Annotated in this window: 23 protein-coding genes; 9 read left to right on the top strand and 14 right to left on the bottom strand. The window is 61.2% G+C overall.

All coding sequences use genetic code 11. The features are described from left to right. Nucleotides 1-20 precede the first annotated feature (20 nt). The 3 genes from ASD00_RS17685 to ASD00_RS17675 all read left to right on the top strand — a co-directional run bounded on the left by ASD00_RS17685 (nucleotide 21) and on the right by ASD00_RS17675 (nucleotide 3,229). Nucleotides 21-434, top strand: coding sequence for a cupin domain-containing protein (locus tag ASD00_RS17685; RefSeq protein WP_057207777.1), 414 nt, complete (start codon nucleotides 21-23; stop codon nucleotides 432-434). A gap of 90 nt (nucleotides 435-524) precedes the next feature. Then, nucleotides 525-1,622: an HlyD family secretion protein gene (locus tag ASD00_RS17680; protein ID WP_057207776.1), complete on the top strand. Its 1,098-nt coding sequence runs from the start codon at nucleotides 525-527 to the stop codon at nucleotides 1,620-1,622. After that, a complete protein-coding gene (locus tag ASD00_RS17675) occupies nucleotides 1,619-3,229 on the top strand; it encodes a DHA2 family efflux MFS transporter permease subunit (RefSeq protein ID WP_057207775.1) in 1,611 nt (536 codons plus the stop codon). Before ASD00_RS17680 ends, ASD00_RS17675 begins: the two co-directional genes overlap by 4 nt. A gap of 191 nt (nucleotides 3,230-3,420) precedes the next feature. Here ASD00_RS17675 and doeB read toward each other — a convergent pair whose 3' ends face one another. The 10 genes from doeB to ASD00_RS17625 form a co-directional block, all read right to left on the bottom strand. Further along, nucleotides 3,421-4,431: a N(2)-acetyl-L-2,4-diaminobutanoate deacetylase DoeB gene (gene doeB / locus ASD00_RS17670; RefSeq protein WP_057207774.1), complete on the bottom strand. Its 1,011-nt coding sequence runs from the start codon at nucleotides 4,429-4,431 to the stop codon at nucleotides 3,421-3,423. A gap of 2 nt (nucleotides 4,432-4,433) precedes the next feature. Further along, nucleotides 4,434-5,615, bottom strand: a complete 1,182-nt coding sequence (doeA, locus tag ASD00_RS17665) for an ectoine hydrolase DoeA (RefSeq protein ID WP_057207773.1) — start codon at nucleotides 5,613-5,615, stop codon at nucleotides 4,434-4,436. A gap of 31 nt (nucleotides 5,616-5,646) precedes the next feature. Next, the gene (gene eutC / locus ASD00_RS17660) at nucleotides 5,647-6,639 is read right to left on the bottom strand and encodes an ectoine utilization protein EutC (RefSeq protein WP_057207772.1); all 993 of its coding nucleotides are present in this window, start codon (nucleotides 6,637-6,639) and stop codon (nucleotides 5,647-5,649) included. Next, complete coding sequence (gene eutB, locus ASD00_RS17655; RefSeq protein ID WP_057207771.1) at nucleotides 6,636-7,643, bottom strand: hydroxyectoine utilization dehydratase EutB; 1,008 nt, start codon at nucleotides 7,641-7,643, stop codon at nucleotides 6,636-6,638. The genes eutC and eutB overlap by 4 nt, the downstream gene beginning before the upstream one ends. 2 nt (nucleotides 7,644-7,645) lie before the next feature. Then, the gene (gene eutA / locus ASD00_RS17650; RefSeq protein WP_057207770.1) at nucleotides 7,646-8,425 is read right to left on the bottom strand and encodes an ectoine utilization protein EutA; all 780 of its coding nucleotides are present in this window, start codon (nucleotides 8,423-8,425) and stop codon (nucleotides 7,646-7,648) included. Continuing rightward, nucleotides 8,425-9,087: an ectoine/hydroxyectoine ABC transporter permease subunit EhuD gene (gene ehuD, locus ASD00_RS17645; protein ID WP_057207769.1), complete on the bottom strand. Its 663-nt coding sequence runs from the start codon at nucleotides 9,085-9,087 to the stop codon at nucleotides 8,425-8,427. The genes eutA and ehuD overlap by 1 nt, the downstream gene beginning before the upstream one ends. Nucleotides 9,088-9,091: 4 nt before the next feature. Continuing rightward, nucleotides 9,092-9,751 (bottom strand): ectoine/hydroxyectoine ABC transporter permease subunit EhuC, encoded by a 660-nt coding sequence (ehuC, locus tag ASD00_RS17640; protein WP_057207768.1) that lies wholly within the window; start codon nucleotides 9,749-9,751, stop codon nucleotides 9,092-9,094. A gap of 82 nt (nucleotides 9,752-9,833) precedes the next feature. After that, nucleotides 9,834-10,685 (bottom strand): ectoine/hydroxyectoine ABC transporter substrate-binding protein EhuB, encoded by an 852-nt coding sequence (gene ehuB / locus ASD00_RS17635; RefSeq protein WP_057207767.1) that lies wholly within the window; start codon nucleotides 10,683-10,685, stop codon nucleotides 9,834-9,836. 62 nt (nucleotides 10,686-10,747) lie between these two features. Continuing rightward, nucleotides 10,748-11,533 (bottom strand): ectoine/hydroxyectoine ABC transporter ATP-binding protein EhuA, encoded by a 786-nt coding sequence (ehuA, locus tag ASD00_RS17630; RefSeq protein WP_025431380.1) that lies wholly within the window; start codon nucleotides 11,531-11,533, stop codon nucleotides 10,748-10,750. 123 nt (nucleotides 11,534-11,656) lie between these two features. After that, nucleotides 11,657-13,042 (bottom strand): PLP-dependent aminotransferase family protein, encoded by a 1,386-nt coding sequence (locus tag ASD00_RS17625; RefSeq protein ID WP_057207766.1) that lies wholly within the window; start codon nucleotides 13,040-13,042, stop codon nucleotides 11,657-11,659. Between the two features lie 102 nt (nucleotides 13,043-13,144). Between ASD00_RS17625 and ASD00_RS17620 the strand changes: the two genes are divergently transcribed. The 4 genes from ASD00_RS17620 to ASD00_RS17605 all read left to right on the top strand — a co-directional run bounded on the left by ASD00_RS17620 (nucleotide 13,145) and on the right by ASD00_RS17605 (nucleotide 17,751). After that, nucleotides 13,145-13,627 (top strand): Lrp/AsnC family transcriptional regulator, encoded by a 483-nt coding sequence (locus ASD00_RS17620; protein ID WP_057207765.1) that lies wholly within the window; start codon nucleotides 13,145-13,147, stop codon nucleotides 13,625-13,627. Between the two features lie 119 nt (nucleotides 13,628-13,746). Then, complete coding sequence (locus ASD00_RS17615) at nucleotides 13,747-15,243, top strand: NAD-dependent succinate-semialdehyde dehydrogenase (protein ID WP_057207764.1); 1,497 nt, start codon at nucleotides 13,747-13,749, stop codon at nucleotides 15,241-15,243. A gap of 49 nt (nucleotides 15,244-15,292) precedes the next feature. Beyond that, nucleotides 15,293-16,669, top strand: a complete 1,377-nt coding sequence (locus ASD00_RS17610) for an aspartate aminotransferase family protein (protein WP_057207763.1) — start codon at nucleotides 15,293-15,295, stop codon at nucleotides 16,667-16,669. 11 nt (nucleotides 16,670-16,680) lie between these two features. Then, the gene (locus ASD00_RS17605) at nucleotides 16,681-17,751 is read left to right on the top strand and encodes an alcohol dehydrogenase family protein (RefSeq protein WP_057207762.1); all 1,071 of its coding nucleotides are present in this window, start codon (nucleotides 16,681-16,683) and stop codon (nucleotides 17,749-17,751) included. Nucleotides 17,752-17,930: 179 nt separating this feature from the next. Here the strand turns inward: ASD00_RS17605 and ASD00_RS17600 are convergent, their stop codons facing one another. Further along, entirely contained in the window at nucleotides 17,931-18,320 is a 390-nt protein-coding gene (locus ASD00_RS17600) for a RidA family protein (RefSeq protein ID WP_057207791.1), read from the bottom strand. Nucleotides 18,321-18,485: 165 nt separating this feature from the next. Here ASD00_RS17600 and ASD00_RS17595 point away from each other — a divergent pair, with 165 nt between their 5' ends. After that, complete coding sequence (locus ASD00_RS17595) at nucleotides 18,486-19,079, top strand: TetR/AcrR family transcriptional regulator (protein WP_057207761.1); 594 nt, start codon at nucleotides 18,486-18,488, stop codon at nucleotides 19,077-19,079. Between the two features lie 239 nt (nucleotides 19,080-19,318). Here the strand turns inward: ASD00_RS17595 and ASD00_RS17590 are convergent, their stop codons facing one another. The 3 genes from ASD00_RS17590 to ASD00_RS17580 form a co-directional block, all read right to left on the bottom strand. Beyond that, nucleotides 19,319-20,716: an MATE family efflux transporter gene (locus ASD00_RS17590; protein ID WP_057207760.1), complete on the bottom strand. Its 1,398-nt coding sequence runs from the start codon at nucleotides 20,714-20,716 to the stop codon at nucleotides 19,319-19,321. Between the two features lie 440 nt (nucleotides 20,717-21,156). Next, nucleotides 21,157-21,381 carry a hypothetical protein gene (locus ASD00_RS17585; protein ID WP_057207759.1) on the bottom strand — a complete coding sequence of 75 codons (225 nt, stop codon included), beginning with the start codon at nucleotides 21,379-21,381 and terminating at the stop codon, nucleotides 21,157-21,159. Between the two features lie 269 nt (nucleotides 21,382-21,650). After that, on the bottom strand, nucleotides 21,651-22,379 hold the full coding sequence (locus tag ASD00_RS17580) for an invasion associated locus B family protein (RefSeq protein ID WP_200951474.1): 729 nt from the start codon (nucleotides 22,377-22,379) through the stop codon (nucleotides 21,651-21,653). Nucleotides 22,380-22,519: 140 nt separating this feature from the next. Between ASD00_RS17580 and ASD00_RS17575 the strand changes: the two genes are divergently transcribed. After that, complete coding sequence (locus ASD00_RS17575; protein ID WP_057207757.1) at nucleotides 22,520-22,903, top strand: hypothetical protein; 384 nt, start codon at nucleotides 22,520-22,522, stop codon at nucleotides 22,901-22,903. Nucleotides 22,904-23,233: the final 330 nt, after the last annotated feature.

Here is a 23,233-nt window from a genome sequence, read left to right as displayed (position 1 = left end):
ACACCCAAAGGAAAACGACAATGCTGACACGGTTTCTCCAGGCCTTTGCCCTGGCAACGATCTCGATCACCCCGGTTTCAGCCTCCGACCGACCCGAAGGCAAGGTGACAATCGTATTCGACCACGTCCTTCCGAACGTTCCCGGCAAGAGCATGAAGGGCGTGCTCGTCGAATACGGGCCGGGTGGCGCATCGCCCGGCCATACGCATCCGGACTCGGCCTTCATCTACGCAACAGTGCTCGAAGGCTCGATCCGCAGCAGCGTCAACGGCGCACCGGAACGGGTCTACGCGGCCGGCGAGAACTTCTACGAGGATCCCGGCGCTCGTCATGGCGTCAGTGCAAACGCCAGCGACACGAAGCCGGCGCGATTGCTCGCGGTGTTCGTCGTCGACACTGGTGAAAAGGAACTGACCACGCCGATCGGCGAATAACGCGTCGAACGCGTTTCCGCTCAGGCAGCCTTTGGCAACTCCATCGAAGGGCTGCCTCGCGGCCACTTAACCCCAACAGGAACTGAGAAAATGGATCCGCTCGAGGACAAAGCCGCCAGCGTCGTAGGCGAGGGCGCAGCGATCCGTGGCGCCGCAAAACAAGGCAACAAGAAGAAGGTCGTCGGCCTGCTTCTGTGCCTCGGTGCCGTGATCGCCGTGGCCGGCGGATGGGCTTGGGCTCGTCCGAGCGGCGAGGCGTCGACCGACAATGCGTATGTGCGCGGCGATGTGACCTCGCTTGCCGCAAAAGTCGGGGGTTACGTCACGGCGGTGGAGGTTGATGACAACGAAACCGTAAGCGCAGGGCAGGTGCTGTTCCGGATCGATGATCGGGACTACAGGGCGCGCCTTGCGCAAGCGGTCGCCAATATGGAAGCCGCCGAAGCTCGCCTCACCAATGTCGACGCGGAGACCGAACTTCAGCACGCCCTCATTCGACAGGCCGAAGCACAGAAACGTTCGGCTGTCGCCGAGATGGATCTGGCGACCAAGGCCTATGGCCGCCGCCGGGAGCTTATCCGCAGCAACACGATCAGCCAGGCCCATGTCGATGAAAGCGATACGGCGCGATCAAGAGCGGAGGCGGGCGTGGCGGCCGCATCCGCCACAGTCGAGGCTCAGCAGCAACGCATAACGGTCTTTGCCGCTCAGCGCGAGGCGGCCGTTGCCGCCGTGGCACAGGCACGGGCCGCTCGCGATCTCGCTCAGATAGATCTCGAAAGCACCGTGGTTCGCGCGCCTGTCGCCGGCGTTATCGGCAACCGGCAAGTCCGTATCGGAAGACTTGTCGCGCCGGGGAACGCTTTGCTCGATATCGTACCGGTCGCCGGTGTGTGGGTGGTGGCGAACTTCAAGGAAACCCAGCTCGAACATATCAGGTCCGGCCAGCGTGTGCGCATTCGCATCGACGGTTATCCGAACGATGCCCTTGAGGGTGTGGTTGACAGTTTTGCGCCTGGCAGTGGGTCTGCCTTCAGCTTGCTCCCCACCGACAATGCGACAGGCAACTTCGTTCGTGTCGTACAACGCGTTCCGGTGAAGATCCGGCTTGCCGGCAATCCGCTGCTTGGCCGTCTGGTTCCTGGCCTATCGGCACGAGTCGCGATCGATCTGGGGAGCGGATCATGACAATGGCCGTCACCGCGATCCCGGAGCGTGAGAGATCGACGACAGGTGCGCTTCTAGTCACTGGCATCGTGCTTGCCGCCCTGACGGAGGCGATCGCCAGCACTGTCCTGTCGCTCGGGCGTGGTGATATCATCGGCGACACCTATGCAACGCCAGACGAATTCGCCTGGCTGGATGTCGGGTATACCAGCTTCAAGCTCATCGGCTTCATGACGGCCCCCTGGCTGCTCAGCCGCATCCATCCCTTGCGCCTGATCATTGCCTCGACACTTGCCATGGGCTTGGCGTGCGCCATTGCCGCCATGGCCACCCGCTTGGATCTGCTGGTCGTGCTTCGCATCGTCCAGGGGTTGTCCGGCGGCACGCTTTTGGTTGGCGGCCAGGCGATCATCTTCTTCGCCTATCCCAGAACTCGTCAATCAATCCTGCAGGCGTTGTTTGCCATGGGGGCCGTTGTCGCACCCGCAACGATCGCCCCGGCGCTTCAGGGATGGTTGTTGGACAGCCAATCCTGGATGTGGATCTTCTTCAGCGTCGTTCCGGTGTCGCTGGCAGCTACCGGGCTTCTGCTGATCGCAGACATGCCATTGCCGGCAAAAGCGGCGCATCGCCCGTTTGACTGGATCGGTTTTATACTGATGTCCGTCGCGCTCTTTTCGCTCACGTATGTCCTCGGCCAGGGAAGTCGATGGGATTGGTTCGAGGAGCCTCGCATCGTGTGGCTAACGGTGATTGGCATGGCCACGCTGTTGGCGTTTCTTGGCCAACAGGTGCTGGCAAAAGGGCAGGGTCTGCTCGATTTTACCCTGTTCCGGTCGGAGGATTTCAGCTTCGCCTTCATCGTCAGCTTCGTTGCCGGCGCCGCACTTTTCGGCAGCGCCTTCCTCATTCCCTCATTCGCCGTGTCCGTTCTCGCATTCACGCCCACCGACGCTGGGCAGCTCTTGTTGCCGAGCGGTGCACTTTTCATCGGTGCGCTCCTGCTGGCTGCCTTTCTGATGCAGGCCCGCCACCTTCCTCCGTTTGCCACCGTGCCCTTCGGCATCCTGATGATCATGGTCGCCATGTGGATGCTGTCCGGTTCGACCAGTGAGAGTGGCGCGGACGACATGATGGCAGCGGTCCTGTTGCGCGGTCTAGGTCTCGGTTTCCTGTTTCTATCGATCACCCTGATTGCGTTCAGTAATCTCAACAGCCGCAATCTTGCCTCCGGGATCGGCCTCTTCAATACCGGTCGCCAGCTCGGTGGGCTGATCGGAGTCGCAGGGCTGCAGACATTGATCGACCATAACGTTGCCGCCAATGTCGCCGTGCTTGCCGCCGACGTGACCGGAGGGGAGATCGCGGTGCTCGAACGGCTGAAGATCACGACAGCCATGCTGATGGCGAAAGGGATGGAAGGAGCTGCCGCTAGCCGGGCAGCGACGAGCCTTCTGGGCCGGGCGGTCACAAGTCAATCGACGGTGATTGCCTTCGACACTGCCTTCAACGCCGTCGCACTGCTTTTTCTGGTTGCCGCCCCAATTTTGGTCGCCATCAAGATCGGATTGGCAAAATATGCAAAGGCACGCGTTCGGCAATCGCAAGGCGAAGAAGTCGAATTGTAAGAGCTTCGCCAGTAACCCCGCGGCCCGGTCCATGCTTCGCAAAGGCACACGCGGACCAGATGGCGCATCTTGCTTCGGCGGACTGAGCGGCGCCGAAGGGCTGCATTTGCGACACATCCCTTCAGCAGTGACGACCCGCCCGATCACTTGCATATGACGCCGGTTCAACGCGTGCGGTAGAACGGGTCGAACTAGACGGCAACCGCAACGACCGCGACGCAGTCTCCTGCCTTGACGAGGCCAGGGAAATGCCGGGCGCACAGGATGCCATCCATCTTCGTGCAGACGTCGGAAGGCAGGGCGCCGGTTTTGCCGATCGGGTGGATGCGGGCGACGACCTGACCGGCAACGACGCTGTCCCCCATGTCGACCAGAGGTTCGATCAGGCCGGCGTCCTCGGCAAAGGAAAAGCAATTTCCATCCGGCATATCCAGCCATTGCGTCCGGCCGGCAGCCGACCTGTCCCCACCCTTCAGGATGCCGGCCCTGCGCAAGACGTTGGCGACACCTTGTTTGGCGATGCCTGCGCTTTTCGCGGTCGCCGTACCTCCGCCCCCAAGTTCCGTCGTGATAAAGACTTTGCCCATCTCCTCCGCCGCGGTGTCGTACATGCCGACCGCGTCGATCTCGAGCATCTTCATCGAGTAGGGCGCGCAAAATGCGTCCACGAGTTCAAACGATCGTGCCTCCTGCTCTTTGTCCGACAGGAGGTGCGCCGCGCAGAACGGCAGGAAATCCAGCGTCTTTCCGCCGGAATGAAAATCGAGGACGATATCGGCGAGCGGCAGCAGTTCGCGCTGGAAGTAATCGGCGATCTTCTCCGTCACCGTGCCGTCGGGCCTTCCGGGAAAGCTGCGGTTCATGTTGCCCTTATCGATCGGCGATGTGCGCGTCCCCGATACGAAGGCGGGATAGTTCATGGCCGGCAGAATGATGACCCGGCCGGCCACATCTTCAGCCTTCAGCGTGCGCGCAAGGTCGAACAGGGCGATCGGTCCCTCATACTCGTCGCCGTGATTGCCACCCGTCAGAAGGGCCGTCGGCCCTTCGCCGTTTTTTACGACGGTGACGGGGATCATCACCGAGCCCCAGGCGGAATCATCGCGGCTATAGGGCAGCCGCAGGAAGCCATGCTGGACGCCGTCCATCGAGAAATCGACGGTCGGCGAGATCGCAGGCGGGCGCAGCTCTGAAACCGTCATGATCAGTCCTTCACGAAAAGCTTGCGCGGCACATTGGCGAGGCATTCGACCCCCGTCTCGGTGATCAGGATGCTTTCTGTGGTCTCAAAACCCATGTCCTCGAGCCACAGGCCGGTCATGAAGTGGAAGGTCATGCCAGGCTTCAGTTCGGTCCTATCGCCGGGACGCAAGCTCATGGTGCGCTCGCCCCAATCCGGCGGATAGGACATACCGATCGAGTAGCCGGTACGGTTGTCCTTGACGATGCCGTGCTTCTTCAGAACTGCGAAGAACGCCTTGGCGATATCCTCGCAGGTGTTGCCCGGCTTAGCCTGGGCAAGTCCGGCCTCCATGCCTTCCAGTGTCGCCTTTTCTGCGTCGATGAACGCAGGCGTCGGCTTGCCGAGGAAGACGGTACGCGAAAGCGGCAGGTGGTAGCGATTGTAGCAACCGGCAATTTCGAAGAACGTGCCTTCGCCCGACTTCATCGGACGGTCGTCCCAGGTCAGATGCGGTGCCGATGCCTCGACGCCTGAGGGAAGCAGAGGGACGATGGCGGGATAGTCGCCGCCGATGCCGTCGACGCCGCGCGTGCCGGCATCGTAGATCTCGGCGACAAGGTCGCATTTGCGCATGCCGACCTCGATCTTGTCGAAAATGCGCTGATGCATGCCTTCGACGATACGGGCAGCGTTGCGCATATAGCCGATTTCGGTTGGGCTCTTCACCGCGCGCTGCCAGTTGACCAGCGCCGTCGTGTCGACGAAGCGGGCATTGGGCAGATGCTTCTGCAAGGCCGCATAGGCGGCCGCCGAAAACCAGTAATTGTCCATCTCGACACCGATGCAAAGCTTGTCGAGACCGCGCTCGACAAGCTTTGCAGCGAGATAATCCATCGGGTGGCGCTCCGTGGACTGAACATAGTGATCGGGGTAGCCGATGATGTTCTCATGGCTCAGATAGGCCGTCAGCTTGGCGCCATTGGCATCCTGCCCGCGCCCGTACCAGATCGGCTCGCCGGTCGGCGGCACCACCACAGCCTGATGCACGTAGAACGACCATCCGTCATAGCCGGTGAGCCAGGCCATATTGGTCGGATCGCTGACAATGAGCAGGTCGACGCCCTTTTCCTCCATGGCCTTGTGCGTCTTTTTCAGTCGCGCCTCATACTCCCCAAGGGAAAATTTGAGATTGGGTTGGGTCATGTCTCTCCCTCATTCTCCGGCCGTGCCGGTCTCAACTTTCAAATGTCGTGCCCTTGCCGCGCTCCTGCGCGCGGGCGAAGGCAAGCGTGGCAATGGCGGTGTCCTGGATCCCTGTGCCCGTCAGGTCGACGATCGTGATCTGGTTCGCATCGGTGCGTCCCTGCCGCTGGCCGGCGATGATTTGGCCGAGCTCGGCAAAGTCGGCGTCGGCGGCAATGGAGCCGGCCTTTATGGCGTGGTGCAGTTCGCCGAGACGCCGCGTCTGCTTCAGGCTGTCGGCGACATAGAGCGAGGCTTGGGCAATCGCTGCGGGTTCGATCTCGTTCTTGTGCTCGGCGTCGGAACCCATCGCGGTCAGATGCTGGCCCGGCTGCAGCCAGGCAGCCTTGAGGATGGGGGTGTCCGTCGGCGTCGTCGTGACGATCACATGCGCGCCATCCACCGCGCGCTGCGCATCGCGTTCAGCACGCACGGGAAATCCGAACTTCGCTGTCAGCGACCGCGCCGCAGCCTCTGCCTTTTCGCTATCCCGACCCCAGATCCGCGCTTCCCGGATCGGCCGTACCAGGCAAAGCGCTTCGAGCTGCAGCGTTGCCTGCATGCCAGCGCCGAAAATGGCGGCCACCGAGGCGTCCGGTCGCGAGACGTGCCTGGCAGCAACCGCGCCCGCCGCCGCCGTGCGCACGTCGGTCAAATAGCCATTGTCGAGGAGCAGCGCCTGCACGACACCTGTTGTGGCCGACAGCAACACCATCAGGCCGTTGGTGCTTGGCAGACCGAGCTTGGGATTGTCGAAGAAACCCGGGCTGATCTTGATCGCAAAACCGTCTAAGCCTGGCACATACGCTGTTTTGACGTCGACTTCTCCCCGGTGTTCGGGGATGTCGAGGCGCAGGATCGGCGGCATCACCACAGCTTTCGTGGCGAGCGCGTGAAAGGCATTCTCGACGCAATCGACGGCCGCAAGGTCCAGCGGCACGATCGCCCTCAGGTCGGCCTCGGTCAAAATGGTCATGCGCGTCATGCCGCATTCTCCCGCAACAGATCCGTCTCGCCATTTACCACGCGCCGGTGCAGCCCCATGTCGACGTTGCGACCGGAGAGGATCAGCGAAAGCGGGCGGCCGTGCGTGTCGATCTTGCCGGCAAGCAGTGCCGCAATGCCGACCGCACCTGCGCCTTCGACGATCTCGCGCTCCTGCGCGTAGGCGTGCCGCATGCCAGCGGCGATCTCCGCTTCCGAGAGCAGCACGACGTCGTCGAGCAGCGCGCGGCACATGGCAAAGGTGACGCGATTGGCAAGGCCGATGCCGCCGCCAAGCGAGTCGGCAAGACTTGGTACTTCGGCAACCTCGACGGGGCGACCCGCATCGAGGCTCGCCCTCATCGCCGCGCCACGTTCCATGGTGATGCCGATCACGCGAACGCCCGGCCGGCGCGTCTTGACCGCCAGCGCCACGCCCGAGGCCAGGCCGCCGCCGGAAAGCGGAACGAGCACGGTTCCGACCTCCGGCATGCTGTCGACGATTTCGAGACCGAGCGTGCCCTGGCCGGCAACAACAGCCGGATTGTCGAACGGCGGCACCATCACGAGCCCGTCCTGCTCGACGAGCCTTTCGACTTCGCGCTGGGCATCGTCCTGCGAGGCACCGGTGATATGGACCCTGGCGCCAAGACGACGAATTTCAGCGACCTTGTTGTCGGGAACGAGGTGCGACATGCAGATCGTCGCAATCGTGCCTTCGGCCTTTGCGGCATGGGCGAGAGCCCGGCCGTGATTGCCGGTGGAGGCGGCAACGACGCCGCGCTTGCGCTCGTCAGGCGACATGGACAGCAAGGCGTTGCAGGCGCCGCGCAATTTGAAGCTGCCGGTGGTCTGGTGATGTTCCAGCTTGAGCCCGACAGGCACACCCGACAACTCGGACAGGGATGGCGAGAGAACCAAAGGCGTTCTCAGCACATGCGCCGAAATCCGGCGGGCGGCCGCTTCAATGTCGCCATAGGCCACGGGCAGGGGAGATCCGGACATGCTCACGCTCCCACCATCGGCAGCGTCATCAGCCGGCCGAGCTGTGGACGGTGCTCGTCATCGCCGCAAAGGCGCAGGCACGCCCAGGCGGTTGCCAGATTGCTGGTGACAACGGGCTTGCCAATCGCATCCTCGATCCGGGCAGCGACAGAGGCGGCGCGGACCGCCGTGCAGGAAATGAAGAGCGCGTCGGATTTCTCCGCCATCGCCTCCCTGGCGAAAGCAATGATTTCGTCGGCACCGATACGCGCCATTTCGCGATCATCCGTCAGGCCAAGGCAGGTAAACCGATCGATCGTAAATCCGCTCTCAGCAAAATAATCCGCCATCGGCCGGCTGGTCTCGAGGGTATAGGGGGTCAGCACGGAAATGCGGCGGGCACCGAGGGCATGGAGGCCTTTGACCGCCGCCGCCGTCGGGGTGACGACCGGCACGTTGGGCTTTGATGCATGGATTGCCGCCGTGACCTGCTCGTCGCCGATGACCACCGAGGCCGAGGTGCAGGAATACATGATAACGTCGAGTTGTTCGTCGGGCAGGATCAGGCCGGCCGCCGTCGTCAGCGACGGCCGCATCGCACGCAGGTTTTCAGGCGTGACCGGGTTGGCATAGTGGATGCGCGCGACATAGACGCCAACGCGGTCGCTTGCGACCATGCGCTGGAAGTCCGGCTCGGTCGTGTGGTCGGTGGCGAGGATAATCAGCCCGACGCGTTTTTCGAGCGGGCGCTCGTCAAGCTTGGGGGCACGAGAAGCGAGGGAAAGAGAGAGCGTTTTTTCCATCAACGTTCCTCCACGCGACTGTAGCGTTCTTCCAGCCACCTGAGGAAGACGACCGAGATGAGGCTCATGACCAGGAAGAACACGCCGACAAGCGTCATCGGTTCGATGTAGCGATAGTTGCTGTTGGCGATGCTTTTCGCCTGGTTCATCAGTTCCAGAACAGTGATGGCCGATAACAACGGTGTCTCCTTGAACATGGCAATCAGATAGTTCGCCAGCGCCGGGATCATGGGCGGTATCGCCTGCGGCAGGATCACGTGCAGCCAGGTCTGGCGCAGCGTCAGATTGGTGGCGCGCGCCGCCTCCCATTGCCCGCGCGGCACGTTCTCGATGCCGGCGCGATAGACTTCAGCGGTGTAGGTGCCGTAGTGGATACCAAGCCCGATGACGCCGGCGACAAGCGCAGGCAGGCTGATGCCTATGTCAGGCAGGACGTAGAAGATGAAGTAAAGCTGGACAAGCAGCGGCGTGCCGCGAATGAACTCGAGGATGAAGCCGACCACTCGGGCAATCGGTTTCGGGGCCGAGAGCCTGAGGATCGCAAAGACGAGGCCGACGACGGCGGCGACTGCTGCCCCCAGAACCGTGGCCAGGATCGTGATCTTCAGGCCTTCGAGCAGGGTCGGCATGATCTGCCAGACGAAATTCCAATCCCATTCCATCAGATCATGCCCTCACGCCATCAAGGCCGCGCGTCATGCGCCGTTCAAGCCACCGCATGCTGCGCGAAATGACCCAGGACATCAGGAAATAGAGAACGAGGATCACCGTGAACGGGATCAGCGTATTGCCGGTCTGGGCACGCACGACCTGTGCCTGAAACGTCATGTCTGTCAGCGAGATCAGTGAGACGACGGCCGTTCCTTTCAACAGCTCGATGGCGTTGTTGCAGAAGGTTGGCAACATCAGCGGCAAGGCCTGGGGCAGGATGATATGGCGCATGGCCTGAGAGCGGGTCAGGTTGAGCGCGATGCAGGCTTCGCGCTGCTCCCGGCCAATCGCCTTCACCGCACCACGCACCACCTCGGCACCATAGGCTCCGACATTGAGGCCGAGCGCCAGGACGCCCGCCTGTAGCGGCGTCAGCGTGATGCCTGCGAAAGGCAGCACGAAGTAGACCCAGAACAGCTGCACGAAAATCGAGGTGCCGCGAAAGAACTCGATGTAGGTCGTCGCCAGCGCCCGCACCGCCATGAAGCGGCTGACGCGCGCAAGCCCTGCCACGAAGGCCATGACGACGGCGAGCGCCGAGCCAAGCACCGTCAGCTGCAGCGTCACCAGCGCGCCCTGCAATATCAGCCCTATGTAGCCGGACCAGTCGATCATCGTTGTTCACATTCCAGTGGTCGTCGTGAGCGATCGAGACCGGCTCCCTTGTCGCAAGCGCGAAGAAGGGAGCCGGAGAACCTTACTGGGCCGCGCAGAGCTTTTCGCGCGTCGTCGACATCGCCGCCTTGGCGGAAAAGCCATAGGGTTCGATGATCTTGGCGAACTCACCTGATTCCTTCAGCTTCGCCAGCTCGACGTCGAAGGCGTCGCGCAGCGCTTCGTCGCCCTTCTTGAACGCGGCGCCGTCGCAGTAGACCGGCGCACCTTCGACAGGGGCGACAACCTCGAGGTTCGGGTCGTTGGCTTTCGACATCAGGTCGTTGATCGACAGGACCGGGAGGGAGTAAACGTCGATGCGCCCATCCTGCAGCATCTTCAGCCCGCTCTGACCATCAGGCACGACAATGACGCGATCGCGCGGAACGCCGGCTTCCAGCGCCAGCTTTTCCTCGGTGCCGCCGCCCGGCGCGCCGATCTTGACATCGGGATTGTCGGCAATGTCCTTGTAGCTCATCAGCTTCAAGGGATTGCCCTTCTTCAGCGCGAAGGCTTCCGCGTCGCAAAGAACCGGTTCCGAATAGGCAACCGCTGCACAGCGCTCGGGCTTCATGAAGAGGCCGGCGGTGATCGCATCGTGCCGCCCGGCCTGAAGGCCGGGGATCATCGCGCCATATTCGGAGATGGATGCGGCGACATCAGCAACGCCGAGGCGCTTGAAGATTTCGCGGGCAACGTCCGGTGCGGCACCAGACACCTTGCCGTCGGCCCCCACTGCGGTGAACGGCGGCTCGTTGGCGATCGCAATGCGGGCAAAGCCCTGTTCCTTGAGCTGCTGCAGCTTGTCGTCGTCAGCAGCGGCCGGGGTTGTGGCAACGAATGCCATCAGCGTCGAAACGCTTGCGGCCACTGTCATGAAATGCGTCATTTTCATCGGTATCGGCTCCTCTGGCTGTTCTTCATCTTCTTGTTTGGGGCACATCCCGGCGCGAACGCTCAGACGCGGTGCCCTGCCGCGATTATCTTGCGCAGGAACACTTGCGTGCGCTCTTGCTTCGGATGACGGAAGATGTCGTCCGGTTTGCCTTCCTCGACGATCTTGCCGCGGTCGAAGAAAAGGATCCGGTCGGCAAAATCGTGGGCAAAGCCCATCTCATGGGTGACGAGCAGCATCGTCATGTCGGTCTCGGCTGCGAGTCTGCGCATGACGTTCAACACTTCCTCGACAAGCTCGGGGTCGAGTGCGGATGTGACTTCGTCAAACAGCATGATCTTCGGCGACAGCGCCAGCGCCCGGGCGATCGCCACCCGCTGTTTCTGCCCGCCCGACAGCTGCGCGGGCATGCTTTTGGCCTTGTCGGCCATGCCCACCATGTCGAGAAGCTCCATTGCCCGCTTTTCCGCGGCCGGCCTTGCCATGCCCTTGGTCAGCATCGGCGCCAGCGTGACATTGTCGAGAACGCATTTGTGCGGAAACAGGTTGAAGTGCTGGAAGACCATGCCGATCTTCTCGCGCATCCGGTGAAGGTAGCGCTCGTCTGCGGCAACGAGGCCGCCGTTCCCGGGCATGTGATAGAGCTGTTCGCCATCGACATGGATATGGCCGCCGCTGATCGTCTCCAGCGTCATCAGGATGCGCAGGATCGTCGTCTTGCCGGAGCCGGACGGACCGATGAGCGCAAGCTTTTCGCCTGGCATGACCTGCATCGACAGACCGTCGAGCACCGTCAACGGACCGTAGCGCTTGATGATGTTATCGATGCGGATGATGGGTTCGGGCATTCACGTCTTTCCCTGGTGGGGACCGGTGATGCCTTAACGATGATCGCCCATCTAAATCATGTCAATTGGAATAATAATATCATGACAATTATTCCGATTCCGCCCGGAAAATGGGCTGTCGCCTCAAATCGCAAGCAGAAGCGCTTCGGGATTTCCCATCGCAAGCGAGGCGACGATGCCGAGGCCCTGTCGCAATTCCTGCTCGGTGGTGGAGCCCAGCGATATGCGCACGGCCGGGCGCCAGCCGAGGTCCGAGGTGCGGAAGGAAGATCCTGGCGCTATCGCCACGCCACGCAGGCGCGCCTGCGAGACGAAGCCCTCTTCGGTATGACCCTCCGGCAGCGGCAGCCAAATATGCAGGCTCTGCGGATGGGAATGATAGCCGAGATTGCCGAGCGCCTCGGCGGCAATGGCGTGGCGGGCAGCCAGTGCCCGCCGCTGCCAGTCGACCAGCTCGATTGCCGTTCCATCGCTCACCCAATGCGTCGCGATCTCGGCGATTGCCGGTGTCGCCATCCAGTTCGAGACGAGATGCCGGTTGGCAACGGCAGCCACATAGCGATCGGGTGCAGCGAGATAGCCGATGCGCAGGCCCGGAACGGTGATCTTCGTGAAACTCGTGATGTAGAGCGTCCGCTCCGGCGCAAAGGCCGCGACCGGCTTTAGTCCCGCATCGACGAGCGGACCGAGAATGTCGTTCTCGATGATCGCGATGTCATGACGACGGGCGACTTCGGCAAGGGCGGCGCGCCGCGCCTCGCTCATCAGCGTTGCCTTCGGGTTGATGACCGACGGCTGCAGGAAAATCGCCCGGATGACGCCTTTTCGGCAGGCTTCGTCCAGGGCCCCAGGGATCATGCCGTCATGGTCGATCGGCAGGCCTTCGAGGTGGATGCCGAGATAGGTCGACAGCGGCACCAGCGTATGATGGCTCACCGCCTCGGTAGCAATTGTCGATCCGGGAGGCGCGACGCTCATCAGCGCCACCGTCATGGCCGATGTCGCGCCGTTGGTCAGGCTGACATTGAGCGGCGATATCTCCAGGCCACAGCGGGCAAGCCATTCTGCCGCCACGTTGCGATGACGCGGGAACACCATGTTGGGGCGGAAGGAGAGCGCCGAACTCGAGGGCAGGTTCTCGGCAAGCCAGGCAAACGCCCCGCGCATCTTCTGTAGATGGAGCTGCTCGCAGACCGGTTTGAGGATCGAAAGGTCGATCAGTTCGCCCAGGCGCTCCGGCAGATAGGGGGGTTCAGGCTCCTTTGCCTGGGTCTGCACGAAGCTGCCGCGCCCGATTTCGCCGGACACAAGCCCTCGGCGGATCAGTTCGTCATAGGCCCGGCTCACCGTTTGAACCGACAACGACAGCTCGTCGGCAAGGTTGCGATGGGTCGGAAGGCGCTGCCCGTTCGATAGTTTGCCCTCCTGGATCGCGCGCGCGAACTGTTCGGCCAACGAGAGGTAAGCCGGACGGCGGAGTTGGGCAGGGTCGGGGCGCCAAGTTGTCATGATTTTACACTGCTGAAAATCAGGTCAATTGACAACGGCAAAATCAACACCCAATCTCTTTTCCCAGATTTGACATGAAACAGCACGCGCGAAAGCCCTGAAATGAAACTCGACGCCATCGACCTGCGCATCCTTGAGGCGGTCCAGGAGGACGGTCGCATTACCAAGCTGGCGCTCGCCGAAAAGGCCGGGCTGTCGCCGACGCCATGCTGGATGCGGCTTCGCAAACTGGAGAAGGCCGGCATCATCACCGGCTACCATGCCCGGGTGGCTGTGCGCCGCGTGGCGCCGGTGGCGAGCGTGATGATGGAAGTGACGCTCGGCAATCACCGGCAGGCTGATTTCGAACGCTTCGAGCGCGCCGTCGCAACCATACCCGAGATCACCGCCTGCTGGTCGGTCGGCGGCGGCGTCGATTATATTCTGAAGATCATCGCGGCAGATATCGACGCCTACCAGCGGCTGGTCGACAGCCTGCTCGATCGCGAACTGGGGATCGACCGTTACTTCACCTACATCGTGACGAAGACCGTCAAGGAAGAAACCGTTCTCCCTCTGGCCGCATTGCTGCCGGCAGCACCCTAGACAATCTCTCTTTCCTCCGGCACGATTTCAGACAAAGTCTCTCGTCGCTGCTCGCTGAACAGACAATCTCTCGCCCGTCCGCTGCCACTATCTCCTCAGCCCATGCCGAGGAGATGCCGATGGCCGCCGTTTTCGCCCGCACACCGTTTCACGACACGCTGAACCAGTTGGGAGATCGTCACCTGCTGCGCGAGCTTGCCTATGTCAACGGTCGCTGGACCTCTTCTCGCCAGGGCAAGAGCTTTGCGGTGACCGACCCGGCCACGGGCGGGACCCTTGCCTGGGTGGCGTCGCTCAATGGCGATGAAACGACTGCGGCGATCGACGCGGCAGACAGGGCTTTCGCCGGGTGGCGGGATATGCTTCCGCAGGAGCGCGCCGGCATACTGCGCAAATGGTGCGAACTGATGCTGGCTGCCAAGGACGATCTCGCTTTAATCATGACGCTGGAGCAGGGCAAGCCGATTGCCGAAGCACGCGGAGAGATCGACTATGCTGCGTCCTTTCTTGAGTGGTACGGCGAAGAAGGCAAACGCCTGAATGCCGAAAGCGTGACAAGCCACCTTGCCGGCGCCGAGATGATCGTGCGCCGGGAGGCGCTCGGCGCCGTCGGTATTGTCACTCCTTGGAACTTCCCGTCCGCCATGGTGACGCGAAAGGCTGCCGCAGCACTTGCGGCGGGGTGCACGGTGGTCGCCCACCCGTCCTGCGAAACGCCGCTTTCGGCGCTGGCGCTCGCCGAACTCGCCGAACGGGCCGGAATTCCAGCAGGCGTCTTTAACGTCGTCACCGGCGATGCTGCGACCATCGTCGGTCAGATGTGCGCGGACAAACGCCTGCGCGCCATGAGCTTTACCGGGTCCACCGAGATCGGCCGATTGATCGCTGGCCAATGCGCGCCGACGATGAAGCGCCTCGTCATGGAGCTTGGCGGACATGCCCCGCTCATCGTCTTTGCCGACGCGGATATCGAAAAAGCGGCCGACATCGCTATCAACGCCAAGTTCGCGACGTCCGGCCAGGACTGTCTGGCTGCCAATCGGATCTACGTCGAACGCCCGATCCTTAGGGCTTTCAATGCCGCGTTTGCGGCACGTATCGTCAAGCTGAACGTCGGGGGCGGTCTGGATGCCGCTGTCGACATCGGTCCGCTGATGCATGAGCGCGCTGTCGCCAAGGTCGAGGAACAGGTCGCCGACGCGCTGAAACGCGGAGCGACCCTTGTATCCGGCGGCAGGCGGCACCACGTGGGCGCGCTATTTTACGAGCCGACGCTGCTGACCGATGTTCCCGACGACGCGCTGATCATGCGGGAAGAGACATTTGGCCCTGTTGCGGCCGTCACTTCCTTCGACAGCGAGGCGGAGGTGATCGCCCGTGCCAACGACACGGACTATGGCCTGGTCGCCTATGTCGTCACCGAGAACGGAGCACGACAGATGCGGCTCGGCCGGGCACTCGACTACGGCATGGTGGCGATCAACCGGGTGAAGATCACCGGCGGGCCCGTTCCCTTCGGCGGCTGGAAACAGTCGGGTCTCGGCCGCGAAGGATCGAGATATGGGCTCGAGGCCTTCACCGAGCTCAAATATCTCTGCATCGACACCGCGGCCTGAAGTCGCTCCATCAACCAATCGAAGACCGACAGCATAAGGACAAAAGACCATGCTCGACCGCAACAACGAACTGACCGCCTGGGACCGCGACCACTTCTTCCATCCGTCGACCCACATGGGCATGCATGCGCGCGGCGAGACCCCGACCCGGGTGATTGCCGGCGGCGAGGGCGTCTACATCACCGACGTCAACGGGCGGACCAGTCTCGATGCCTTTGCCGGGCTCTACTGCGTCAATGTCGGCTATGGCCGTCAGAAGATCGCTGACGCGATTGCCGAGCAGGCAAAGAACCTGGCCTACTATCACGCCTATGTCGGGCATGGCACCGAAGCCTCGATCACGCTGTCCAAGATGATCATCGACCGGGCACCGGAGAGCATGTCCCGCGTCTATTTCGGGCTTTCCGGTTCGGACGCCAACGAAACCAACATCAAGCTGATCTGGTACTACAACAACATTCTCGGACGGCCGGATAAAAAGAAGATCATTTCACGCTGGCGTGGCTATCACGGATCCGGCGTGATGACTGGATCGCTGACCGGTCTTGCGCTCTTTCACAACGCCTTCGACCTGCCACGCGCACCGATCCTGCACACGGAGGCACCCTATTATTTCCGCCGGCCCGACCGTTCGATGGACGAGGAGCAGTTCTCGCAATATTGCGCCGACAAGCTTGAGGAAATGATCGTCAATGAAGGGCCGGACACCATCGCCGCCTTCATCGGTGAACCGATCCTCGGCACCGGCGGTATCGTTCCGCCGCCGAAGGGCTATTGGCAGAAGATCCAGGCGGTGCTTGCCAAATACGACATCCTGCTGATCGCCGATGAGGTCGTAACCGGCTTCGGCCGTCTCGGCACGATGTTTGGCTCGGATCACTACGGCATGAAGCCGGATCTCATCACCATCGCCAAGGGGCTGACCTCCGCCTATGCTCCGCTCTCGGGAACGATCGTCTCCGACAAGGTATGGCAGGTTCTGGTTCAGGGATCCGACGAACTCGGGGCCATCGGCCATGGCTGGACCTATTCCTCCCATCCGATCTGTGCTGCAGCCGGCATCGCCAATCTCGAGCTGATCGACGAACTCGGCCTCATCGAAAATGCCGGTACGACCGGCGCCTATTTCCGCGAAAGACTCGCCGAAGCGGTTGGCGGCCACAGGCATGTGGGTGAGGTTCGTGGCGATGGGCTGATGGCAGCCGTCGAGTTCGTCGAAGACAGGGACGACCGTAGGTTCTTCGATGTGAGCCAGAAGATCGGCCCGCAGGTTTCTGCCGCTCTTGCCGAGCGTGGCGTCATCGGCCGCGCCATGCCGCAAGGCGATATCCTCGGTTTTGCCCCGCCGCTATGCCTGACACGGGATGAAGCCGATATCGTCGTGAAAGCCGCGACGGCGGCAATCGAACAGGTTCTCGGGCGCTGAGGGAGGCCGTTATGACCTTGATACCGACAACGATGAGCGCGGTGCAACTCGTCGGTCATGGCGGGCTCGACAAGCTCGTCTACAACGGCGCTGTCCCCGTGCCGGGGCCGGCCTCCGACGAGGTTCTGATAAGGGTGACGGCCTGCGGAATGAACAACACCGATGTCTGGGTGCGCCAGGGCGCCTATGGCACGGAGGACGACGCAGCCGCGGTTTCGACCTGGCGTCGCCAGGGCAACACCCTCACTTTCCCACGCATCCAGGGCACCGATGCCGTTGGTCGCATCGTCGCCACCGGATCGCGCGTCGATCCAGCGCGTATCGGTGAACGAGTGATGGTGGATTTTTCGATCTACAACCGCGATGACGACAGCCTTGCCGACATCGATTACATGGGCCATGGCCGCGACGGCGGCTATGCTCAATATATGGCGCTGCCAGCGGAAAATGCCCATGTCGTCGATACCGATCTGACGGATGTCGAGCTGGCGACGTTCTGTTGTGCCTACCTGACGGCGGAACGCATGTTGGAAAGGGCACGGCTGGTCGCCGGCGAGACCGTGCTGGTGACTGGTGCCTCGGGCGGCGTCGGTTCCGCCATTATCCAGCTGGCGCGGGTTCGTGGCGCGGTGCCGATAGCCATTACCAGCGCGGGTAAAGAGCAGGCCCTTCTCGATATCGGCGCCAGTGCCGTGGTCACGCGCGACAAAGGCGATCTCGTGGACGCAGTCACCAAAGCATCCCAGGGCAAACCGATCGATGTCGTTGCCGATCTCGTTGCCGGCCCGATGTTCAACGATCTTCTGAAGGTGCTGAAACCGGAGGGTCGCTACACCACCGCCGGCGCGATCGGCGGCGCCGTCGTTCAGCTCGATTTGCGGACGATGTATCTGAAGCAGCTTGAACTGCACGGTTCAAGCCAGGGCACCCGGGCCGATTTCAGGCGCTTGGTTCGCTATATCGAAGAAAACAGAATCCGGCCGCTGGTCGCAGGCGTCTATCCGCTGCGTGAGTTTCATCGCGCCCAGTCGGACTTCATGGCCAAGTCTTTTGTCGGCAATCTGGTTGTCGTTCCGGACTGAGGGCCGAATTCCTTCATGCTTGACAAATTCGAGAACGAGCTATGCGGCCGGCGCCGCATGCGTCTCGAGCAGCAAGGCCGGCGAAACCATCGGACTTCACAATGTCGGAGTTGAGCCAATGTTCCATTGGTACCGCGACCGACTGTTAGAAATCTGTCCCACGATCGCGCCGGCGGAGCCTAGGGGATGCGGGCGATGACTTTGATCTCGAAGTCGAAGCCGGCGAGCCAATTGACACCGACTGCGGTCCAGTTCGGGTAAGGCGGCTTGCTAAAAATCTGTTGCTTGACGGTCATGATCGTTGCGAACTGGTTCTCGGGATCCGTGTGGAACGTCGTCACATCGACAAGATCGTCGAATGTGCACCCGGCCGCATTCAGCGTCGCCTTGAGGTTTTCGAAGGCCAGTTGGACCTGGCGTTCAAAGTCGGGTTCCGGCGTTCCGTCGCTACGGCTACCAACCTGGCCGGAGACGAACAATAGGTCACCGGATCGAATAGCGGCCGAATAACCGTGTTCCTCATAAAGAGCGTGCCGGTTTGCGGGAAAGATTGCTTCGCGCTCTGTCATCTTTGATCTCGCCTTGTTGTCATTTGACCGCATCCAATGAGCGGAGGCGACGCTTCAAGCGCTTTCCATGCTCACTCGTTTCATGTACGGTGCGTATGTGAAATAGCCGAAATGCGCCTCGTATGTCAAGTCCATATACGAGGCGTATATGAATTTGAGGGCAAGATGGCGAAACGGCGTGTCGAGACGATGGAGGAAAACCGCGTCAAGCTGATCGCGGCGGCGCGAAAAGCCTTTGCCGAAAAGGGATATTCCGCTGCTTCAATGGACGAATTGACAGCCGAAGTCGGGCTCACGCGAGGGGCGCTTTACCACAATTTTGGCGACAAGCGCGGCCTCTTGGCCGCGGTCGTCAACCAGATCGACTCCGACATGGCTTTGCGCGCGCAGGAGATCGGCGCCCGTGCGACAGACCCTTGGCAAGGCTTGCTGGCCGAGGGTGCTGCCTATATCGAGATGGCACTTGTCCCAGAAGTGCAACGCATCGTTCTGCTCGACGGACCTGCTGTCTTGGGCGATCCATCGCAATGGCCGAGCCAGAGCAGCTGTCTTCAGGCGACAAAGCGCACAGTTGAGCGGCTGACCGAGCAGGGGATACTCAAGCCGGTGGACGCGGAAGCCGCCGCCCGGCTTCTCAGTGGCGCTGCGCTCAATGCCGCCCTCTGGATTGCCGCCAGCGACGATTCGCAGGGCGTATTGCCGAAGGCTGTAGCCGCTTTCCACGCACTGGCCACGGGCTTTCTCATGAAGCCCGCGTAGGGTCCCGGGCCAATTCAATGGCGCGAAATTACAGCGCCGCGCGTCCTATTAGACGCGCAAAGGTCGCTGTAGCCCTATGAATTGCTGCACGTTTTTATCCTTAAATCGAATAGGATTTAAGGAAACATGCAGTATTGATTTTGGCGCCACGAAACTTCGCGTGGCACCGCACCACATCGCTCCCTTGCGTCATCACCAACTGGCAACGCTGCCGGCCTCATGTGGCCCCGCTTGGTTTTTCATACAGTTATCCTTTGGACCCTGAGCCCAAAGCCGCCTGCAGGGGCGGGGGTCTTCAGGATTGGGATAAGGATCGCTGTCGCGAGGGTGGCCACAAGGCAGTCTGTGACCGGAAAGGCAAACCAGATCGCCGTGCTGTCGCCGAAGACCCCAAAGCAGACAATCAGCAGCGGGCTAAGCGCAAACGGCTTGACGAGCGTCAGCACCGCCGCTCTCCCAGGCTGGCCCACGGCCTGGAAATAAAGCGCGAACACCAGAATGGGCCCGGTAAAGAGATAAAGAGAAACCATCGGCCGCAGGATTGCGCCGACTTCTGCGACGACAGACGCATCCTGCGCAAAGCCCGCGCCGATCCTGTTGCTTGCGCTCAGCAAGACAAGTTCGACCGCGACGCAATAGAAAAACGCAACGCTTACTGCGAGGCGCAACATTCTGTCCGAACGCTGATAAAAACCGGCTCCGACATTGTTGCCGACGATGCTTTGCGTGGAGAGCGCGATCGCCATGAGTGGCAGGAAGGTAAAGCTGAAAATGCGCATGACGATGCCATAAGCAGCAGCAGTGTCGGCGTAGCTGGCGCCGGCGGTCAGCCGCAATGTCGCAATCACCGTGGCCGCAACCAGTGCGATGCCGATGAAGCTTAGGCTCAGCGGCATGCCGAGGAGCACAATGGGCCGCCAGCCACCGGCCCAACTATGCGCCCCAAGCGAAGCGAGCGGTATCATCCAAACGCCGTGTAGCCGCATCCCGACCAGGAGTGCCAATCCAAGGGCCTGGGCCAGCGCCGTGCCCAACGCCGATCCGCCAATGCCAAGATCGAGCTCGACGATCAACACGTAGTTGAACGCGATGTTGGCGAAGGTTACCCCGACCGACATCAATGCCATCAGGCCCACGCGGCCTTCATTGCGGCAAGCATCCGCGTGCAGCCCCAGCAGAAACTGCACAGGCGTCGCGCAGATCATGATCAGGAGGTAGCGATACGACATTTCGGCGATGTTGCCTTCGGTGCCTGCTATGTGGCCGGTGGCGGTGCGCCCGCCCACAAGGAAGGCAAAGATCAGCACCAGCGCCATCATGAGCGCGAGACCGTGGGCCCGTGCAAATACTGCCGCCGCCATGTCTTGCGCACCTGCGCCTAGATGCCGGGCAAGCAGGCTGGACATGCCGCCGCTGACAAGCGTCGACAATGCTATGGTGACCATCACCGCTGGAAAGACGATGCTGACCGCAGCCAGGGCATCGGCACCAATGAAATGCCCGAGGATGGCGGCATCAACCACGGTCAATAGTCCGCTCATCATCATGACAAGCATCATCGGCAAAGCATTGGTAATAAAGAGCCGCCCGGTCGGAGCGGTCAGGAACGGGTTTTGTTGTGCGCGTCCGGACGACATCGCTCACTCCTCAAATGAGGCATTTCGCATTTGACAGGGAGCCTGCTTTGCCTACCGACGAAATGCTCGAGGGTGAGAAGATGAGTATCGTCGGGCTTCACCGTGACTTGCGTCCGCAGGCGGCAGGTGCCCGATACCTTAGCCGAGCTTTATCCGCCTGCTGGTCCCGATGTCAAATTCTTAGATCTATCAAGGCGGCCGGTCCGGCGCTTCTCAGCCAGCTGCTTTGGACTTGTTCGCTGTGTTGACGCATCACACCCGCTCCCCATTGCGCTGATTGTGACATGGTGCTGCACTATTAATTGGGACAAATGTGCGAAGCTTTGAGACTTTGAGAGTTCGCCGTTGCACTCTGATACTGTAAGTTGACTTCGGCATGATTTTCCGCCTACTTCAACTTAGGATCGTGTGGAAATCTGATAGAGGTCGAGCGATTGGATTCAGGCGGCGAACCACAGTCGACGATCTTCCGCCTGCGGACATTTGGCGGTCTGGAGTTGCTCGATGAGCATGGGCACGCCATCCCGTTCCCCGCAAAGGCGCTTGTGATCCTCGCCTACCTTTTTTCCACAGGCCGCAGAACGGCCACCGTGTTCAGGTCCCGTCAGCGCTGACGCCTGGTAGTCAGGCTCATAGCTCAGGATGACGCGATCCAGCGCCTTCATCAGCCCTGAATCTCGATTTGCTCCGTTGCAATCTGCTGCAACCTCTCGACCAACGCGGCCTGCTTCCGCTTCAACTCGTACGCTACACTCATTCGAGGCTCCGTTTCCACGGGAACCAGGGTAGTCGGGATGCAATTTCAGGTCTGGTGGTTTTGCTGCCTAATGCCGCAGAAATGCGCGTTCCAGTCGCCATCTAAGTGAGGGCGCTCCTGTCGGGGTGAGGCGACCCAGGTGGCGACAGCGTCAGGTTGGCGCGAACGATCTGGGCGTCAGTCGTTGGTGGCCTTCTTCGCTTCCGCCCGTCGTCCGACAAGTGCTGTGTAAGCGTCCGAAAAGCCGGACAGCGACAGACCGATCGGGATCGCCTTGCCTTCCGGTGTCGCGACTGTAACCGTTGCTGCCGCCTTCGCCTTCATCGCTTCGATCAGCGCCGGCTCGACGGCACCTTCAACAAGGCAACCCTGTGGCGTGCAGCGGCTCAGCGCCATCGCCGCCTGATAGCCGCCGGCCACGTTGATTCTCACGCCATCCTTCAGCGCCACGCCGAGCGGCACCGCCATCTGCATCGCTACGGTCTTTCCATCGGGGCGAAATGCAAGGCTCATCACCAGAATCACCTGCTTGTTGTCGCCGGACAGCGTGCTGCCGGAGATCTGGCAACGTGCAGGTTCCTTGCCCTGCTCGACGCATTGCAGCGCCCATTGCTTGAACTGGTCGCTAGCAGCACCCGCTTTCGACGGATGCGCTTCCGCAGGCTTCTGTGCCTTATCCGTCGTAGCAGCCGGCCGGGTCTTCGCCCCGCCGCCGATCGAATCGATGATCGCCCCGTTTTCGTCTGCCGTCGGATCGCTCAGGATTGGTGCGCCGGTTGTCGAGCGGGACGCCGGCGTGGAGAACATCGGTCCCGTGGACTCTTGCGCTTTCAGCGGCAACGGCAAAGCGAGCACCAGTGCTGTCGAAAGGCCAAACAGACGACGCATCGCGTTCCTGCACGTCATAGGAATTCCTCCAATATATCTTCGTGCATTTTGTCTTCCACGGAACATTACCCGAGTCAAACACGGCTTGCCGATTGTGGTCTTATGAAGAAATGCATAAGGATCATGTCTAATCCGGGTTTTTAGATTTGGTGAGGAATATGACTTCGAACCTGCTGTCGCCGATGCGAATTTCCGCCTTCCTATTCCTGTCCCTGTTCGCCAGCGGCACGGTCTGGGCGCAGGCCTATGTCGACCAAGTCAACAAGAACGGCGGCAACAAAGTCTATGTAGATCAGATGCCTTCCGGCTCGAAGCCGAGTGTCTACAAGGCAAATTCTCACGCAAAAACAGATACTTCACGCTCTTCTTCGCGGCCAGGGGAAGCGGGCGGGCAGGCGGCATCCGGCTCCGGTTCCAGCACCGTCCAGCGCGCAGTCAACGACGTTGTGCCGACGGTCGGCGCTGGCTCGTCCGCAATCGTCCGGTTGATTTCGTCCGCCATGGACTGGCCCTCAGTCGGCCAGGGAACGGTCAGTCGCTAGGTCCGAAACGCACCACTGTCTTGGTTACCATCGCGTTAACCAGATTGTGCATTCCTGCCTCATTTTCGGCCAAAATTGCGGATTCACCCAAAAATGGGACTGCGAACCCCTAAAACTTCAGTGGTAGGGAAGCGGTGCAATAAATTCGCCTGACCATGCTGGGCTAAGTTCGGTCGGGCGGATCACTGAGGGAAGTTAATCAATTTCGAAATGCTTTCGATCCGAAAACTATAGTTTTCGGAAAAGTATTTCTGCGCGCCAATAGTTTCGGCCGGATCCGGCTCGAAAAGCGATGACGCATGGCTTGCTGCACCTCGCGGCAGCAACCTG

The organism is Ensifer sp. Root31 (genome assembly GCF_001424825.1).
Classification (GTDB): Bacteria; Pseudomonadota; Alphaproteobacteria; order Rhizobiales; family Rhizobiaceae; genus Ensifer; species Ensifer canadensis.
Note: the sequence above shows the minus strand (reverse complement) of the source record. Positions and strands in the feature narration are given on the sequence as shown.

Excerpts from the sequence above, each read along its gene's own strand:
- ASD00_RS17685 (WP_057207777.1), top strand. The coding sequence starts at position 21 with ATGCTGACACGGTTTCTCCAGGCCTTTGCCCTGGCAACGATCTCGATC.
- ASD00_RS17680 (WP_057207776.1), top strand. The coding sequence starts at position 525 with ATGGATCCGCTCGAGGACAAAGCCGCCAGCGTCGTAGGCGAGGGCGCA.
- ASD00_RS17675 (WP_057207775.1), top strand. The coding sequence starts at position 1,619 with ATGACAATGGCCGTCACCGCGATCCCGGAGCGTGAGAGATCGACGACA.
- doeB (WP_057207774.1), bottom strand. The coding sequence starts at position 4,431 with ATGACGGTTTCAGAGCTGCGCCCGCCTGCGATCTCGCCGACCGTCGAT.
- doeA (WP_057207773.1), bottom strand. The coding sequence starts at position 5,615 with ATGACCCAACCCAATCTCAAATTTTCCCTTGGGGAGTATGAGGCGCGA.
- eutC (WP_057207772.1), bottom strand. The coding sequence starts at position 6,639 with ATGACGCGCATGACCATTTTGACCGAGGCCGACCTGAGGGCGATCGTG.
- eutB (WP_057207771.1), bottom strand. The coding sequence starts at position 7,643 with ATGTCCGGATCTCCCCTGCCCGTGGCCTATGGCGACATTGAAGCGGCC.
- eutA (WP_057207770.1), bottom strand. The coding sequence starts at position 8,425 with ATGGAAAAAACGCTCTCTCTTTCCCTCGCTTCTCGTGCCCCCAAGCTT.
- ehuD (WP_057207769.1), bottom strand. The coding sequence starts at position 9,087 with ATGGAATGGGATTGGAATTTCGTCTGGCAGATCATGCCGACCCTGCTC.
- ehuC (WP_057207768.1), bottom strand. The coding sequence starts at position 9,751 with ATGATCGACTGGTCCGGCTACATAGGGCTGATATTGCAGGGCGCGCTG.
- ehuB (WP_057207767.1), bottom strand. The coding sequence starts at position 10,685 with ATGAAAATGACGCATTTCATGACAGTGGCCGCAAGCGTTTCGACGCTG.
- ehuA (WP_025431380.1), bottom strand. The coding sequence starts at position 11,533 with ATGCCCGAACCCATCATCCGCATCGATAACATCATCAAGCGCTACGGT.
- ASD00_RS17625 (WP_057207766.1), bottom strand. The coding sequence starts at position 13,042 with ATGACAACTTGGCGCCCCGACCCTGCCCAACTCCGCCGTCCGGCTTAC.
- ASD00_RS17620 (WP_057207765.1), top strand. The coding sequence starts at position 13,145 with ATGAAACTCGACGCCATCGACCTGCGCATCCTTGAGGCGGTCCAGGAG.
- ASD00_RS17615 (WP_057207764.1), top strand. The coding sequence starts at position 13,747 with ATGGCCGCCGTTTTCGCCCGCACACCGTTTCACGACACGCTGAACCAG.
- ASD00_RS17610 (WP_057207763.1), top strand. The coding sequence starts at position 15,293 with ATGCTCGACCGCAACAACGAACTGACCGCCTGGGACCGCGACCACTTC.
- ASD00_RS17605 (WP_057207762.1), top strand. The coding sequence starts at position 16,681 with ATGACCTTGATACCGACAACGATGAGCGCGGTGCAACTCGTCGGTCAT.
- ASD00_RS17600 (WP_057207791.1), bottom strand. The coding sequence starts at position 18,320 with ATGACAGAGCGCGAAGCAATCTTTCCCGCAAACCGGCACGCTCTTTAT.
- ASD00_RS17595 (WP_057207761.1), top strand. The coding sequence starts at position 18,486 with ATGGCGAAACGGCGTGTCGAGACGATGGAGGAAAACCGCGTCAAGCTG.
- ASD00_RS17590 (WP_057207760.1), bottom strand. The coding sequence starts at position 20,716 with ATGTCGTCCGGACGCGCACAACAAAACCCGTTCCTGACCGCTCCGACC.
- ASD00_RS17585 (WP_057207759.1), bottom strand. The coding sequence starts at position 21,381 with ATGAAGGCGCTGGATCGCGTCATCCTGAGCTATGAGCCTGACTACCAG.
- ASD00_RS17580 (WP_200951474.1), bottom strand. The coding sequence starts at position 22,379 with ATGACGTGCAGGAACGCGATGCGTCGTCTGTTTGGCCTTTCGACAGCA.
- ASD00_RS17575 (WP_057207757.1), top strand. The coding sequence starts at position 22,520 with ATGACTTCGAACCTGCTGTCGCCGATGCGAATTTCCGCCTTCCTATTC.